The 14,107-nt window shown below is 72.6% G+C and carries 14 protein-coding genes; 6 read left to right on the top strand and 8 right to left on the bottom strand.

Translation table 11 applies throughout. The features are described 5' to 3' along the window. Positions 1 to 52: 52 nt before the first annotated feature. The 4 genes from IFT45_RS12840 to IFT45_RS12825 form a co-directional block, all read right to left on the bottom strand. Positions 53 to 682 (bottom strand): PepSY domain-containing protein, encoded by a 630-nt coding sequence (locus IFT45_RS12840; protein WP_192128585.1) that lies wholly within the window; start codon positions 680 to 682, stop codon positions 53 to 55. A gap of 256 nt (positions 683 to 938) precedes the next feature. Then, positions 939 to 2,450: an ATP-binding protein gene (locus tag IFT45_RS12835; protein ID WP_371811005.1), complete on the bottom strand. Its 1,512-nt coding sequence runs from the start codon at positions 2,448 to 2,450 to the stop codon at positions 939 to 941. Then, entirely contained in the window at positions 2,443 to 3,120 is a 678-nt protein-coding gene (locus IFT45_RS12830) for a response regulator transcription factor (protein ID WP_167257897.1), read from the bottom strand. The genes IFT45_RS12835 and IFT45_RS12830 overlap by 8 nt, the downstream gene beginning before the upstream one ends. Before the next feature lie 253 nt (positions 3,121 to 3,373). Then, a complete protein-coding gene (locus tag IFT45_RS12825) occupies positions 3,374 to 4,126 on the bottom strand; it encodes an SDR family NAD(P)-dependent oxidoreductase (protein ID WP_192128583.1) in 753 nt (250 codons plus the stop codon). 184 nt (positions 4,127 to 4,310) lie between these two features. On the opposite strand from IFT45_RS12825, the gene IFT45_RS12820 reads away from it, so the two are divergent. The 4 genes from IFT45_RS12820 (at position 4,311) to IFT45_RS12805 (ending at position 7,713) form a co-directional block, all read left to right on the top strand. Next, on the top strand, positions 4,311 to 4,790 hold the full coding sequence (locus IFT45_RS12820; protein ID WP_192128581.1) for a MarR family winged helix-turn-helix transcriptional regulator: 480 nt from the start codon (positions 4,311 to 4,313) through the stop codon (positions 4,788 to 4,790). Continuing rightward, complete coding sequence (locus tag IFT45_RS12815; protein WP_185231214.1) at positions 4,787 to 6,124, top strand: MFS transporter; 1,338 nt, start codon at positions 4,787 to 4,789, stop codon at positions 6,122 to 6,124. The genes IFT45_RS12820 and IFT45_RS12815 overlap by 4 nt, the downstream gene beginning before the upstream one ends. 106 nt (positions 6,125 to 6,230) lie before the next feature. After that, on the top strand, positions 6,231 to 6,809 hold the full coding sequence (locus tag IFT45_RS12810) for a hypothetical protein (protein WP_192128579.1): 579 nt from the start codon (positions 6,231 to 6,233) through the stop codon (positions 6,807 to 6,809). A 79-nt stretch (positions 6,810 to 6,888) separates the two neighbouring features. Then, the gene (locus tag IFT45_RS12805; protein WP_192128577.1) at positions 6,889 to 7,713 is read left to right on the top strand and encodes an endo alpha-1,4 polygalactosaminidase; all 825 of its coding nucleotides are present in this window, start codon (positions 6,889 to 6,891) and stop codon (positions 7,711 to 7,713) included. A 15-nt stretch (positions 7,714 to 7,728) separates the two neighbouring features. Here the strand turns inward: IFT45_RS12805 and IFT45_RS12800 are convergent, their stop codons facing one another. The 3 genes from IFT45_RS12800 to IFT45_RS12790 are packed head-to-tail and all read right to left on the bottom strand — an operon-like array spanning position 7,729 to position 11,323. Beyond that, on the bottom strand, positions 7,729 to 8,571 hold the full coding sequence (locus tag IFT45_RS12800; RefSeq protein ID WP_192128575.1) for a transglutaminase family protein: 843 nt from the start codon (positions 8,569 to 8,571) through the stop codon (positions 7,729 to 7,731). Beyond that, positions 8,568 to 9,497: an alpha-E domain-containing protein gene (locus IFT45_RS12795; protein WP_167257887.1), complete on the bottom strand. Its 930-nt coding sequence runs from the start codon at positions 9,495 to 9,497 to the stop codon at positions 8,568 to 8,570. Before IFT45_RS12795 ends, IFT45_RS12800 begins: the two co-directional genes overlap by 4 nt. Next, positions 9,491 to 11,323 carry a circularly permuted type 2 ATP-grasp protein gene (locus IFT45_RS12790; protein WP_371811004.1) on the bottom strand — a complete coding sequence of 611 codons (1,833 nt, stop codon included), beginning with the start codon at positions 11,321 to 11,323 and terminating at the stop codon, positions 9,491 to 9,493. The genes IFT45_RS12795 and IFT45_RS12790 overlap by 7 nt, the downstream gene beginning before the upstream one ends. 226 nt (positions 11,324 to 11,549) lie before the next feature. Between IFT45_RS12790 and IFT45_RS17545 the strand changes: the two genes are divergently transcribed. Further along, positions 11,550 to 11,681: a hypothetical protein gene (locus IFT45_RS17545; RefSeq protein ID WP_256414321.1), complete on the top strand. Its 132-nt coding sequence runs from the start codon at positions 11,550 to 11,552 to the stop codon at positions 11,679 to 11,681. 157 nt (positions 11,682 to 11,838) lie between these two features. After that, positions 11,839 to 12,051, top strand: coding sequence for a hypothetical protein (locus IFT45_RS12785; RefSeq protein WP_192128573.1), 213 nt, complete (start codon positions 11,839 to 11,841; stop codon positions 12,049 to 12,051). Positions 12,052 to 13,869: 1,818 nt separating this feature from the next. On the opposite strand, the gene IFT45_RS16795 is transcribed toward IFT45_RS12785, so the two are convergent. Continuing rightward, on the bottom strand, positions 13,870 to 14,107 hold a 238-nt coding region (locus IFT45_RS16795), incomplete at its 5' end, for a hypothetical protein (protein WP_206759075.1).

Raw genomic sequence — 14,107 nt, 5'->3', positions numbered from 1 at the left:
GGCGCGGGCCGGCTCCCGAGGGCCGACCCGCGCCTCCTGCGCGGCGTCAGGGTCAGCTGCGCGGCGCGTCGACGTCGGTGCGGACGACGCCGAACGCGGCGTCGAGGTCGACGTCGACCTCGGTGCCGTCGTCGAGGCGGACGTCGACCTCGTACGCCACGCCGCCGTCGTCGCTGCGGTCGACGTCGGTGACGGTGCCGCCGCCGGCCGCGCTGAGCGCTGCGGCGGAGGCCTGGTCGTAGTCGGCGCCGGTGACGGTGTCGTCGTCGGTGCCTGTCGTGGCGTCGCCCGAGCCGCCGGCGGAGTCGTCGGTCGCGCTGCCGGAGGCGCCGTCGCGGTCGTCGTCGTCGCGGCCTCCCCGGTCGCCCCGGTCGCCCCCGCGGTCGTCGCCCGTGCGGGTCGACGTCACGGCGTAGTCGTCGTCGAGGTACACGTGCGTCTCGCCGCCGCCGGGCAGCGAGACCTCGACCTCGTAGCCGGGCAGGCCGTCGCCGATCGTGTCGACCTCGGTGACGGTGCCGCCACCGGTCTCGGCGAGCGCCGCCTCCCGGGCACGGTCGGTGGTCTGGGCCGACAGCCGGTCGTCGTCGAGGCCGGTCGCCAGGGCGACGCCGCCGCCGCCGAGCACGAGCACGGCCGCCACTCCGCCGGCGATCAGCAGGGTCTTCTTGGTGTTCTTCATGACGGTGTCTCCGTTCGTCGAGCCGCGGTGCGGCCGGTGGTCGTGGGGGTGGTCAGTGCCGGTGCGGGGCGGGCCCCTCGGCGATGACCCCACTGTGCCGACCGGGCGCTGAAGCACCCCTGAAGCGACCTGAAGGGACCTTCAGCCGGCGCGGCCGCGCGCCGAGTGGTCACGATCTGCTGCTCTGGCGCCCGGCGACGCGCAGATCGTGACCACTCGACGGGAGGCTCGGCGTCAGCCGGCGGCAGGAGCGGCGTCAGCCGGCGGGGAGGTCGACCACGAAGCGCGCGCCGCCGAGCGGAGAGTCGTCGACGCGCACCGCTCCCCCGTGCACACGGACGATCTCGGCCACGATGGCGAGCCCGAGGCCGCTGCCCCCGGCGTCGCGGTCGCGGGCCTCGTCGAGGCGGACGAAGCGCTCGAACACCCGCCCGCGGTCGACGACGGGCACCCCGGCGCCGTCGTCGTCGACGGTCAGCACCGCCCGGCCGTCACGCTCGACGAGGGCGAGCGCGACGGTCGAGGTGGCGTGCCGTGCGGCGTTGGCGACGAGGTTGCGCACGACCTGCCCGAGCAGCGGCTCGTCGCCGACGACACGGGCGGGCCCGACGCCGGTGGCGTCGACGCGGATCGGAGAGGAGGCGCGGAGCCGCGACGCCTCCGCCACCACGAGGTCGTCGAGGTCGACGGGCCGTCGGGCCACGCCGAGCTGCCCCTCGTCGGCGCGGGCCAGCACCAGCAGGCCCTGCACCAGGGCCGTGAGGCGCGCCTCCTCGCCGAGCACGGTGCCGGCGAGGGCTTGCCCGTCGATGCTGCCGGGGTGGAGCAGCGCGACCTCCGCGTGCTGCCGGATGGTCGCCAGGGGAGTCTTGAGCTCGTGGGACGCGTCGCCGACGAAGCGCCGCTGCGCGCGGGCGGAGGCGTCGAGCCGGTCGAGCATGCCGTTCAGGGTGCGGGCCAGGCGGGCGATCTCGTCGCGCCCGCCGGGGTCGCGGAGCCGTCGGTCGAGGCGTGCGGCGGTGACCTCGTCGACCTCGCGGCGCATGGCCTCGACCGGGCGCAGGGCCCGGCCGACGACGAACCAGGTCGTCACGCCGAGCACGACCAGCGCCACGGGCACGGCGACGCCGAGCGTCACCAGGCTCGCCGCGGAGGCGGCCTGCGCCTCGTCGAGGGAGCGCGCGGCCACGACGGTGAGCTCAGCCGTGTCGGCCGCGTCGTCGTCGGCCGCGCCGGCCGCGTCGTCGTCGGCGCCCCGGCCCCCGCGGCCGGACGAGTCGTCGTCATCGTCGTCGTCGTCGCGCGACGCCGACGCGGACGGCTCGCCACCCGACGACGCCCCGTCGGTCGCGCCGCCGGCGACGTCGGGGGTGTCGCGCTCGACGACGAAGGCCTCGCCGTCGAGCCGTGCCCGGCCGCCCGACGGCACGGTCGAGAGGCGGGTCGCCTCGGCGACGAGGTCGTCCTCGCCGCCGGCCGCGAGCACGGCGCCGGCGGAGTCGAGCACGACGACCAGCGTGCCGTCCGCGTCGCCGGCCACCGCGACGGCGGGCGTCTGCCCGGCCTCGAGCGCCGAGGCGACGCGCGAGACGTCCGCCTCGGCCGCCGAGCGCGGGGCGTCGTCGAGCACGGCGCGCTGCACGACCGCGAAGACGAGGGTGAAGAGGCCGAGGGTGACGGCGACGGCGAGCACGGCGGCCGCGGTGGTGCGGAGTCGCAGCGAGCCACGGCGACCACGGCGCCCGACGGGAGGGGCGTGCTCAGCCACCCCGCGACTCCAACCGGTACCCGGCCCCGCGGAGCGTGACGATCGCCTCCCGCCCGAAGGGGCGGTCGACCTTGTTGCGCAGGTGCCGCACGTACACCTCGACGATGTTGGGGTCGCCCTCGAAGTCGTCGTTCCAGACGCCGTCGAGCACCTCGCGCTTCGTGACGACGCTGCCGGCCCGTCGCATCAGGAACTCGAGCACCGCGAACTCGCGGCTCGTCAGGTCGACGAGCGCGTCGCCGCGGTGCACGGTGCGGGCCGCGGGGTCGAGCCGCAGGTCGCCGGCCTCGAGCACGACGGGCCGCTCGCGGGCGCCGCGCCGCACGAGGGCGCGCAGCCGGGCGAGCAGCACGGCGAACGAGAACGGCTTGGTGAGGTAGTCGTCGGCGCCGGTGTCGAGGGCCTCGACCTGGTCCCACTCGCCGTCCTTCGCCGTGAGCATGATGACGGGGGTCCAGTCGCCGCCCTCGCGCATGGCGCGGCAGACGGCGTAGCCGCTCATGCCGGGCAGCATGATGTCGAGCACGACGACGTCGTAGCTGCCCTCGCGGGTGCGCCAGAGGGCGTCGGTGCCGGTGCCGGCCACGTCGACGGCCATGCCCTCGGCCTCGAGCCCGACCCGCAGGCCCTCGGCCAGGGTCGCCTGGTCCTCGACGACGAGCACGCGCACGGCCGACTCCCTCCCCGCGGGCGCCCTGCCCACGCGCCCAGTCTGGCGGGCGAGCGCTGAACCGGCGCTGAAGCGGCGGCGGGGCCGGCGTCGCACGGCCTGCCACGGCCGGCGGGTCGGTGTCGTCGTCGGCGGCCGCACCTCGAGCTGCGGCGGGTCGCCGTCCTCCTGGGCGGGCCGGCGCCCACCCGCCCACGAGGACACGGACCCGCCGCACCGCGCAGCGAGCCCGAGGCCCCCGGGGAGGCGCGGGTCAGTGCGCCGAGTAGCCGCCGTCGACGAGGTAGTAGCTGCCCGAGATGAACGACGCCTCCGGGCTGAGGAGGAACAGCACCAGGGCGGCGACCTCGGCGTCGGTGCCGAGGCGGCCGGCGGCGTGCTGCTGCTCGAGCGCGGTGAGCGCCTCACCGGAGAGCGACGCGCGCACGAGGGGCGTGTCGATGAAGCCGGGGCCGACCGCGTTCGTGCGGACGCCGCGGGCGGTGTACTCGAGCGCCGCGACCTTGGTCAGGCCGACCAGGGCGTGCTTGCTCGTCACGTACGCCGCGTTCTGGGCCAGGCCGACCGTGCCGAGCACCGAGCTCATGTTGACGACGGCCCCGCCGCCGGCCTCGACGATGGCGGGCAGCTGGTAGCGGAGGCCGTAGAAGACGCCGTCGAGGTCGACGCTGCGCACGCGGTCCCACGTGGCGACGTCGTACTCGCCGATGTCGGCCGGGGCGCCCGCGATGCCGGCGTTGTTCACGGCGAGGTGCAGGGCGCCGTAGGTCGTCTTCGCGAACTCGACGGCGGCGTCGGACTGCTCGGCGACGGCGGTGTTCTGCTCGAAGGCGGTCGCGGCGCCGCCCGCGGCGACGATCTCGTCGACGACCGACTGCGCGGCGTCCAGCTTGATGTCGGTGACGACGACGGAGGCGCCCTCGGCGGCGAGCGCCCGCGAGATCTCGGCGCCGATGCCGCTGCCTCCGCCGGTGACGATCGCGGTCTTGTCGGTGAACCTGGCCATGGTGGTCCTTCTTCCTTCTGCGGCGTTCTCGCGCCGGCGTCCTGGCGCCCCTCGGGGCCCTGTCGTGGGGGCTCGTCGTCGAGCCGTCCACGACGATACGCCTGCATCGACCGATCCTCAACAGGTGTCGTCGATCTGCCTGAGATGTTTACTTAGCCGAGCTAACTGCTCATACTGGAGGGCGATGACCGACGTGACCCCCGCCTCCCCCGCTCCCCCCTCCGCCGCTGCCCCGCTCCGTGCGCTGCCGCACGCCCAGCTGGCCACGACGGTGCGCGGGTCGGTGCTGAGGCTGGCGCGGCGCCTCCGTCAGCAGAAGGCCGAGGCCGACGTGAGCGACGCCCAGATGGCGGCGCTCGGCTGGGTCTACCAGTCGCAGCCGCTGACCATCGGCGCCCTCACCGAGCACGAGGGCGTGACGCCGCCGTCGATGAACCGCACCGTCGGCAAGCTCGTCGAGGCCGGTCTGCTGGCGCGCCGGGTCGACGAGGCCGACCGGCGCCGCGTCGTGCTCGAGACGACGCCGGCGGGGTCCGCGTTCGTGGTCGAGACGCGCCGCCGTCGCGACGCCTGGCTCGCGCCCCGGCTCGCCGCCCTCACCCCCGACGAGCGCCGCACGCTGGCTGACGCGACCGACATCCTGCGGAAGCTGACCCTCTCGTGAGCGCCATGTTCCGCTCGTTGCGGCTCTACAACTACCGGCTCTGGTCGGCCGGGGCGCTCGTCTCGAACACCGGCACCTGGATGCAGTCGACCGCCCAGGACTGGCTCGTGCTCACGCACCTCACCGACCACGACGCGACGGCCGTGGGCATCACGATGGCGCTGCAGTTCGCGCCGCCGATCCTCCTCGTGCCGGTCACCGGGCTGATCGCCGACCGCTTCGACCGGCGGCGCATGCTGATGCTGACGCAGGCGACGATGGGGCTGCTCGGGCTCGCGCTCGGCCTCCTCGTGCTGACCGACGTCGCCCAGCTCTGGATGGTCTGGGTCTTCGCGCTGCTGCTCGGCACGGCGAACGCGATCGACGCGCCCATCCGCCAGAGCTTCGTCTCCGAGCTCGTCCCGCCGGGGCACCTGGCCAACGCCGTCTCGCTGAACTCGGCCTCGTTCAACGCCGCGCGCCTCCTCGGCCCCGCCGTCGCCGGCGTTCTGATCGCGGGGGTGGGCACGGGCTGGGTGTTCCTGATCAACGCGGCGTCGTTCGCGGCGGTGCTGGTGTCGCTGCGCTTCATCCGGGTGTCGCAGCTCGAGGCGAAGCCCCGGGTGTCGCGGGCGAAGGGCCAGATCAGGGAGGGGTTCCGCTACGTGCGCGGCCGCCCCGACCTCCTGGTGATCTTCGCCGTGATCTTCGTGATCGGCACCTTCGGCCTGAACTTCCCGATCTTCACCTCGACGATGGCGAGCGTCGAGTTCGGCGTCGACGCCAGCGGCTTCGGCCTGCTGTCGTCGTGCATCGCGGTCGGCTCGCTGGCGGGCGCCCTGCTGTCGGCCCGGCGCGAGCGGCCGCGGATGCGCGTGCTCGTGCTCGCGGCCTTCGCCTTCGGCGTGACCTGCACGGTCGCGGCGCTGATGCCGACGTACTGGAGCTTCGCCGCCGTGCTCGTCACCGTGGGGCTCTCGTCGATCACGCTGATGACGACGGCGAACGGCTCGGTGCAGCTGTCGGCGGCCCCGGAGATGCGCGGTCGCGTGATGGCGCTCTACATGGCGATCTTCACGGGCGGCACTCCGCTCGGCGCCCCGATCGTCGGCTGGGTCGCCGACACCCTCGGCCCGCGCTGGGCGATCGGCGTCGGCGCGAGCGCCGGCTACGTGGCGGGCGGCCTCGCGCTGGCGTGGCTGATCCGCCGCCAGCACCTGCGGCTGCGCCGCGGCGGGTCGGTGCTCCACCCGCGTTTCCGGGTCGAGCACGACGGCGACGGGCTCCGCGAACAGCGGGAGGAGACCGCCGAGGCGATGGCGGCCGACGAGGCCGCTGTCCGCCAGACGACGTAGCGACCGGCCCGGGCCGCCGCGCGGTCGCCGCGGGGCGTACGCTCCCGGCACGAGCAACCGGGTCGTCGACCGACGAGCCGAGCGACTCGGCGGCGGAGGGCCGGCCATGGGCAGAGCGACGGTCAGCGGCGTCGTGGCGATCGCCACCACGACCGTGGGAGGCGCGCTGGGCCTCGTCGTGCTCGCTCGCCTCGACCGCACGGCCGGCTCCGGAGCCGAGGCCGGCGGCGTCGCCACGGCGCTGACTCCCCTCACGACGACGGGCGCCGGGGCCGCCGCGACCCCGGTCGCCGCGGTGCCGTCGGCCGCGGCGACGGCCGGTGCCGGCGCGGCCGCGACGCCCGGTGCGGTCGACGGCACGGGCGCCGCGGGCACCTCCGTCGTCACCCCGCTGGCCGGCGGCGACTACGTCGGGGTGGCCCTGGCGCTGCTCGCGGCGGCCGTCGTGGTCGGCGGGCTCGTCGTGCTGCTCGTCGCCCTCGCGGACCGCGTGCTCGCCGACAGCCCGGACGGGTCGACGTTCGGCCGACGCCCGAGGTCCACGCCTCCGCGGGTGGCTTCGGCGGTCGGGGCGACGACCGGGGGCGCCGCACCGGCAGCCGCCCCGGCGGGCGACCCGCCAGGAACGCTGATCCACTCCGGAGTGGATCAGCCGCCTACGCCGGCGACCCCGCAGCACGACTGACCCGTCGCGCGTCGGCTCACCCGTCCCGCCGCCGCTCGCCCGCCTCCCCGAGGCCGACCCGGGCGTCTAGGCTCCCGGGGTGCCCACCTCGCCGCGCCCCCGCCGTCGCCGCGCGGTCCGCGCCGCGCTGCTGCTGCTCGCCTCCGCCGTCGTCGCCACGGCCGTCGCCGGGTGCGCGGCGAGCGCACCGCAGGCGCCTCCTCCCGGAGCGACCTTCGACTACCAGCTCGGTGCCGCCTACGACCCCCCGGCGGGCACCGACGTCGTCGTGCGCGACAGCACGGCCGAGCCTGCCGCCGGCGCCTACGGGGTCTGCTACGTGAACGGGTTCCAGACGCAGCCGGGCGTGGACTGGCCTGACGAGCTCCTCGTGCACCGCGCCTCCGGCGAGCTGCTCGTCGACCCCGGGTGGCCCGACGAGCACCTGTTCGACCTCGCCCGCCCCGAGACGAGGGCCACGGTCGCGGCGCGCATGACGGCCACGATCGAGGGCTGCGCCGACGACGGCTACGACGCCGTCGAGTTCGACAACCTCGACTCCTACAGCCGCTCGGAGGGCGCCTTCGGCCTCGACGACGCCGTCGCCTACGCGACGCTGCTCGTCGACCGGGCGCACGCCGTCGGGCTGGCCGCCGCGCAGAAGAACACGGCCGAGCTGGAGTCGCGGGGCCGGGACGAGGTCGGCTTCGACTTCGCGGTCGTCGAGGAGTGCGACGCCTACGACGAGTGCCCCGCGTTCACCGAGGTGTACGGCGACCGGGTGCTCGCGGTCGAGTACTCCGACGAGCTCCGCGACACGTTCGCCGGCACCTGCGGCCGGGCTACGACCCCTGCGAGCACCGTCCTCCGCGATCGCGACCTCGTGGGGCCCGACGACCCCGGCTACGTGTCCGAGCGGTGCTGACGGGCGCCCGTCCGCTCACGCCTCGCGCGTGATCTCCACCGTGACGAAGAGCGACGACGCCCCCGACCCCGCGTAGACGCCGCGGAGCGGCGGCACGTCGCGGTAGTCGCGGCCCTGGCCGACGACCACGTGCCGCTCGCCGATGTCGATGAGGTTCGTCGGGTCGTAGCCGTGCCAGGTGCCGCAGAAGTACTCGACCCAGGCGTGCGACTCGCCCACGATCGTCTCGCGCAGCTCGGCCGAGGGCTTCGGGTGCAGGTACCCGCTGACGTAGCGGGCCGGGATGCCCGCCGACCGGAGGGCCCCGATCGTCACGTGGGCTATGTCCTGGCAGACGCCGGCCCGGGCGGCCCAGCTCTCGGCGGCGGTGGTCTTCACGTTCGTGACCCCGGGCAGGTACGCCACCGCGCCTCCCACGGCCCGGCAGATCGCGAGGGCCGCCTCGCACGGCGCCGCCGAGCCCCGCGCCTCGGCCGCGAGCGCGACGAGGTCGTCGGGCGGCGTCGTCAGCGGCGTCTGCTCGAGGTGCTCGACGAACGGGGCGGTGGCGCCCGCGACGCGCGCGAGGTCGTCCCAGCCCATGCTCGTGTCGGGGTGCGCGACGGGCCTGACCTCGACGAGCGACGTCGCGGTCAGCGAGAGCTGCCGGTGCGGCAGCAGCACCTCGAACGACGAGACGCGCGTGCCCCAGTAGTCGACGTACTCGTGCGAGGCCGCGACGGGCTCGATGCGCAGGTGCGACGAGAGCACGTACTGCCCCTCGGTGTGCGCCGGCAGCATGCGGGCCTCGTTGTAGCTGGCCACCGCCTCCCCGGCGTACGAGAACCCGGTCAGGTGCCGGATGCGCAGGCGGCTCACGCGCGGCCGCCGACCCAGGTCGGTGCCGCGCTGGTCGGGAAGTACCGCTGGCGGATCGCCTCGGAGGCCGCGCTCGTCGCCGCCTGCACGCTGTCCATGTGGCCGGGCAGGTCGTCGAGGATCTCGCCGATGGGCCGGTACTCGAGCTCGCTGCGCATCTGGCCGAGGATGCGCACCCCGCTGTCGGAGGCCGCCACCCGGTGGTTCGTCGGCTCCACCTCGCGGAGGCACATCTCGGCGCGGCTCACCGCGAACAGGACGCTGCGCGGGAAGAGGCGGTCGAGCAGGAGGAACTCCGCCGCGTTGCGGGCGCTCGGCACGCCCCGGTAGGTGCGCAGGTAGGCCTCGTAGGCGCCGCAGGAGCGGAGGATGGTCGTCCACGACGGGCCGGACGCCTCGGTGAGCGTGCGCGTCGCTAGCAGGCGGGCGGTCATGTCGGCCCGCTCGATCGACCGGCCGAGGGTGAAGAAGTGCCAGACCTCGTCGCGGCTCGTGGCGCTCTCGATGATGCCGACGGCGAGGGCGCTGCGCTCGCGCACCCAGCCGAAGAACTCGTGCACCTTGTCGCCGGCCACCTTGCGGGGCATGCGCGCCCTCGTGGTGTTCAGCGACTCCCACAGCTCGGTCGAGACGATCTCGCGGGCCCGTCGCGCGTTCTCGCGGGCGGCGCCGAGCGAGTAGGCGATCGAGGCGGGGTTGTGCCGGTCGACGGCCAGCATCGCGAGCACGTCGGCGCGGGTCAGCGACACGTCGGCGGGGGCCTCGCTGCCCATCACCGCGAGGAGGCTGCGGCAGGCGGCGTCCTCCTCGATCCACGGGTCCTCGAGCAGCAGCTGCAGGTGCACGTCGAGGATGCGCGCGGTGCCGTCGGAGCGTTCGATGTACCGACCGATCCAGAAGAGGCTCTCGGCGATGCGGCTCAGCATGATTCCCTCTCGGTGGTGGCGCGGTCGTCGTTCGGTCGCTGTCGGTGCCGCTGTCGGTGTTGCTGTCGCTGCTGCTGTTGCTGTTGCTGCTGGACGTGCTCCTGCTGCTGCTGGGCCTGCTGGTCGTTGCGGGGGTCGTCCTGCGGAGCGTGGTCGGGGCTGTGGTCGGCGACCGCCGGGGCGCCGGGCTCCGCGGCGCTCACGATGGGGATCGCGGCCGTGGGCGTCGTCTGCTCGGCGATCAGGGCGCTGACGTCGTGGCCCGCCCAGGCGTTGACGTCGCCGCCGACGATCCAGGTGTCCTTCGAGCCGCCGCCCTGGCTGCTGTTGACGACGAGCTGCCCCTCGGGCAGCGCGACCCGGGTGAGCCCGCCGGGCAGCACCCAGACGTCGTCGCCGTCGTGCACCGCGAAGGGCCGCAGGTCGGCGTGCCGGGGCCGCAGCCCCTCGTCGACGAGGGTCGGGATGGTGCTCAGCTGCACGACCGGCTGCGCGATCCAGCCGCGGGGGTCACGCTGCAGGCGGGTGCGCAGCTCGTCGAGCTCGCGGCGGCTCGCGGCCGGGCCGACGACGAGGCCCTTGCCGCCCGAGCCGTCGACCGGCTTCACGACGAGCTCGTCGAGGCGGTCGAGCACCTCCTCGAGGGCGCCCGGGTCCTCCAGCCGCCACGTGTCGACGTTCGGCAGCAGCGCCTCCTCGCCCAGGTAGTAGCGGATCAGCTCGGGCAGGTACGTGTAGACGAGCTTGTCGTCGGCGACGCCGTTGCCCACCGCGTTCGCGATCGTCACGGTGCCGAGGCGCGCCGCCATCAGCAGGCCCGGCGAGCCGAGCACCGAGTCGGCGCGGAACTGCAGCGGGTCGAGGAACTCGTCGTCGACCCGGCGGTAGATGACGTCGACCCGCTCGGGGCCGCCGGTGGTGCGCATGAAGACGCGTCCGCCGGAGCAGTAGAGGTCGCGCCCCTCGACGAGCTCGACGCCCATCAGCCGGGCCAGCAGCGTGTGCTCGTAGTACGCGCTGTTGAAGACGCCGGGCGTCAGAACGACCACCGTCGGCTCGTCGACGCCCGACGGTGCGCTCTTCTTCAGGGCCGCGAGGAGGCGGTTGGGGTAGTCGCCCACCGGCCGCACCCTCATCGAGACGAAGAGCTCGGGCAGGGTCTGTGCCATCACCCGCCGGTTCGAGATCACGTAGCTGACGCCGGACGGCACCCGCACGTTGTCCTCGAGGACGCGCCACGCGCCGGCCTCGTCGCGCACCAGGTCGATGCCGCTGACCTGGATGCGCGCGCCGCCCGACGGCTCGATGCCCGCGGCCTGCCGGTGGAAGTGCGACGACGAGGTGATCAGCCGCGCCGGGATGACCCCGTCGGCCACGGCCCGCTGCGCGCCGTACACGTCGGAGAGGAAGGCCTCGAGCGCCCGCACCCGCTGCGCGACGCCCTTCTCGACCGAGGCCCACTCGGGCTGCTCGATCACGCGCGGCACGGCGTCGAGGGGGAAGGGGCGCTCCTCGCCGGCGAAGTCGAAGGTGACGCCCTGGGCGAGGTACGAGTCGGCCAGCGCGGCGGTACGGTGCCGCAGGTCGTCCTGCGTCATGCCCTCGAGCGTCGCGTGGATCTCGTGGTACGCCCGGCGCGGGGTGCCGTCTCGCTCGAACATCTCGTCCCAGGCGCGCGCGGGCGGCATGCGGTCGGCGGCCTGCCGGGCCGCGGCCTGGCGGGCGCCCGAGCCGACGCCGAGGGCCCCGGCGGCGGCTCGCAGGCCCCCGCCGCGACGGCTGCCCGGGTCGGCCGTGGCCGCGTATCCGTCGAAGAGGTCTCCCATGGCTCGACGGTATCCACGGGGTGTTGCGGGGGTGTTTCCGCGGCGTTGCACGCGGGGACGAGCTCGCTGTGGGGGTGCCGAGCGAGCGGGCGGCGGCCCGGACGCTGGCGCGGCGGCCTCTGCCGCACCGACACCGCGGCGCCGTCCCCCGCGCGGGGCTCCCCCGGTCTGGGCGCACCCGCTCTGGGGCTGCAGCGCCCGGGGCCGCGCGACGTAGCGTCGCAGCGTGGACCAGATGACGATCACCGAGGCGCTCGCCTCCGCCTCCCAGCCCGACGAGCAGCGACTCCTCCCGATCGGCGGCACGGCGTGGCCGCGTCACGACGCGATCGACCACTTCCTGCACCCGACGGGCTGACCGGGCGATCCCTGCTGACGCAGGGGCGACTCCTCTCGGGCGCGACGCCGTCACCGCTGGCCGCACCCGGCGATCTCATGCTCGCGGGCGAGCCGATGCGCAGCCTCAGGGACTAGCGTCGGGACGAATCGCACATCGTTCCACTCGGGAGGACCCCATGAGTTTCCGTTTCCTGTTCATCGCCGTCATCGCCTTCGTCGCGTACACCTTCGGAGCCAAGGCCGGCCACGGCCGCTACAAGGAGATCGCGAGCTACTTCGGCTCGTTCTGGAACGACCCGCAGGTGAAGAAGGCCCGCAAGAGCGCCGGCAAGAACGTCGCCAAGGCCCGCAAGGTCGCCGCCAAGAAGGCGAGGAAGCGCTGGAGCTGAGCTCCGCAGACGTCCGCTGAGGTCGCGCCTCCGGGCGGCTCAGCGTGAGGACGCCCCGTCACGACCTGGTCGTGGCGGGGCGTCCTGCCGTTCGGTGCAGGCTCAGTCGAGCAGGCCGGCGCTGTCGGATGAGACCGAGGACGGTCGAATCCGCCTCGTCTCGAAGGAGTGTCCCTGATCACGACACCCGTTGCCGCCGGGGGGCGGCCGATTCCTGCGGCGAGTTGAACGGGTCACCGCAGGCGGGCGGGTTCTCGTTGCGAGCAACCTGGTGCGGTGCGCTCGGCGTAGTTGCCTCACCCCCTCCGCATGCAGTCGTGCAGAGCTACACGATCCGCTCGAGACCCACCCCGATACCCTCTTCTCGAAGAACCAGTCGCCGCCGCCAGCCTCGAGCTGTCGGCCGAGGTTGTGATCTACCGAGCTCACCCGGACGTACGCCACGGCCTGGTTCTTGTGCCGCACCGCTCTCCTAGACCCTGACGCAAACCTGAGGCACAAGGATGCAACAGGGCGCTAACGCCACGCCAGTCGCGCCTTGGGCGCCTGTAGCACAGGGGCTTAGTCATGCGACACCCGTCGGAATAAGAGCAGGACGCAGCCGCGCTCTCTGATCGACAATTCCTCAGCTATGTCCGGGGTGTTCCAGCCACACCTGCGACAGTCCGAGTTGAGGTAACACCCGGCGACTTCGCCGACAAAGGAGTTAGCCATGACCCACAAAGTCATCAGAAGCGAGAAAGACCGAGACGGTGACATTACGGGCCTCTGTGGAGCGTCCTAGAGCCACACGAAGTCTTAGACAGTCACCAACATCAAGGCTGAGCGACAGGCCTACTCTGCCTCGTTCGGCGCCCGAGCCACGTAAGTCCGAGTGGGAACTCGCAACGGTGATGGCTACCTCACCACCAACTCCTTCGATTACGGGCCAAACAACCTGATCAACAACACGGACGACTCCTAGTTCACGCAACGCCTTCGAGTGTCGATGGGCCCCGCCGTCCTGGCAGGGCTCATCTTCGTACCAGTGAACGGCCGTCTTTCGCGCGGACAAGTCAGACACTTGTCCCAGGAGGCCTTTGCCGTTTGACATCCCAAATCGCGGGATTGCTGCGGCTGCCTCTCGCCTGCGGCATCTCGACTGCGATGTCTGCTCCGAAGGTTGCCAACGAGCGACCAATCGCAGCAAAAAGGATGAGTCGCGGGCCAGAAAAAATATCCCCACGAGACGCATGCCCGAGTGACTATCAGCACTTATAGTCCCTACGCTTCACAAATACGATCCCTAGGGGTGCAAACGAGCGTTTAGCAGCCAAGGCTCGCTTCGATAATTCGAATTGACCGACTAACCATCGCCGCGACTCGGTCGAGGTCGTGTTTCGACCATCGCTTGCGCGGGCTATCCGACTCGCCTGTCAGGTATGGAATCGTCGCTTCCACGAGTCGTTGGTAGGCGGCTAATGCCTGACCAGAACGTCGCTGCGAAACACCCAAGGAGTGCTCAATATCGTCTGCGAAATTTACAGCTGTCAGCCAAGCGCGATAGGCCTCTAAGCGCGAAGCCAGGCGAACATTTTGTCTGGCGGCTGGCACATCCACAAGCGCAACAGGTTCATCCGAGGCTTCGTGCCACCCTCGGTTCCTTGCAAAGTCCACAGCTTGCCTAGCGCTCGTAAAAGTAAGGACCTGCGCATTTTGCACGCCTACGGCATCCAGCGCCTCATTGTCCGCATCTTCACCCCACCATACGAAGCGAGGTCCTACGTCCAGGCGTACGCAGACGGGCCGGCCTTGTCGAATGTTCACGTACCCCCCTGCCTATCTAGCTCGCTGTCCAAGGTACTTTTTAATTTGGTTGTAATCCGAAGTAGGCCCTGTGCCTTTGACTCCGATTTGCTGGCCGAGCATAACTCGATCAATGGCCTGCTTTAATCCTTCACCGCGGCTTTTCTCCCAGTACTTGCCTACTGCGTAACTGGGCACATCATTCTTGGGCTTGTTGCCACTACCCCGTGATGCTTTGGCGATCCACACGCCGGCCGCAATGGCCTGAACA

Source organism: Frigoribacterium sp. CFBP 13707 (assembly GCF_014842245.1).
GTDB lineage: Bacteria > Actinomycetota > Actinomycetes > Actinomycetales > Microbacteriaceae > Frigoribacterium > Frigoribacterium endophyticum.
Note: the sequence above shows the minus strand (reverse complement) of the source record. Positions and strands in the feature narration are given on the sequence as shown.

Bases quoted from the DNA above. Each gene is read 5' to 3' on its own strand.
- IFT45_RS12840 (WP_192128585.1), bottom strand. From the start codon at position 682: ATGAAGAACACCAAGAAGACCCTGCTGATCGCCGGCGGAGTGGCGGCC.
- IFT45_RS12825 (WP_192128583.1), bottom strand. From the start codon at position 4,126: ATGGCCAGGTTCACCGACAAGACCGCGATCGTCACCGGCGGAGGCAGC.
- IFT45_RS12820 (WP_192128581.1), top strand. From the start codon at position 4,311: ATGACCGACGTGACCCCCGCCTCCCCCGCTCCCCCCTCCGCCGCTGCC.
- IFT45_RS12810 (WP_192128579.1), top strand. From the start codon at position 6,231: ATGGGCAGAGCGACGGTCAGCGGCGTCGTGGCGATCGCCACCACGACC.
- IFT45_RS12795 (WP_167257887.1), bottom strand. From the start codon at position 9,497: ATGCTGAGCCGCATCGCCGAGAGCCTCTTCTGGATCGGTCGGTACATC.
- IFT45_RS12790 (WP_371811004.1), bottom strand. From the start codon at position 11,323: ATGGGAGACCTCTTCGACGGATACGCGGCCACGGCCGACCCGGGCAGC.
- IFT45_RS12785 (WP_192128573.1), top strand. From the start codon at position 11,839: ATGAGTTTCCGTTTCCTGTTCATCGCCGTCATCGCCTTCGTCGCGTAC.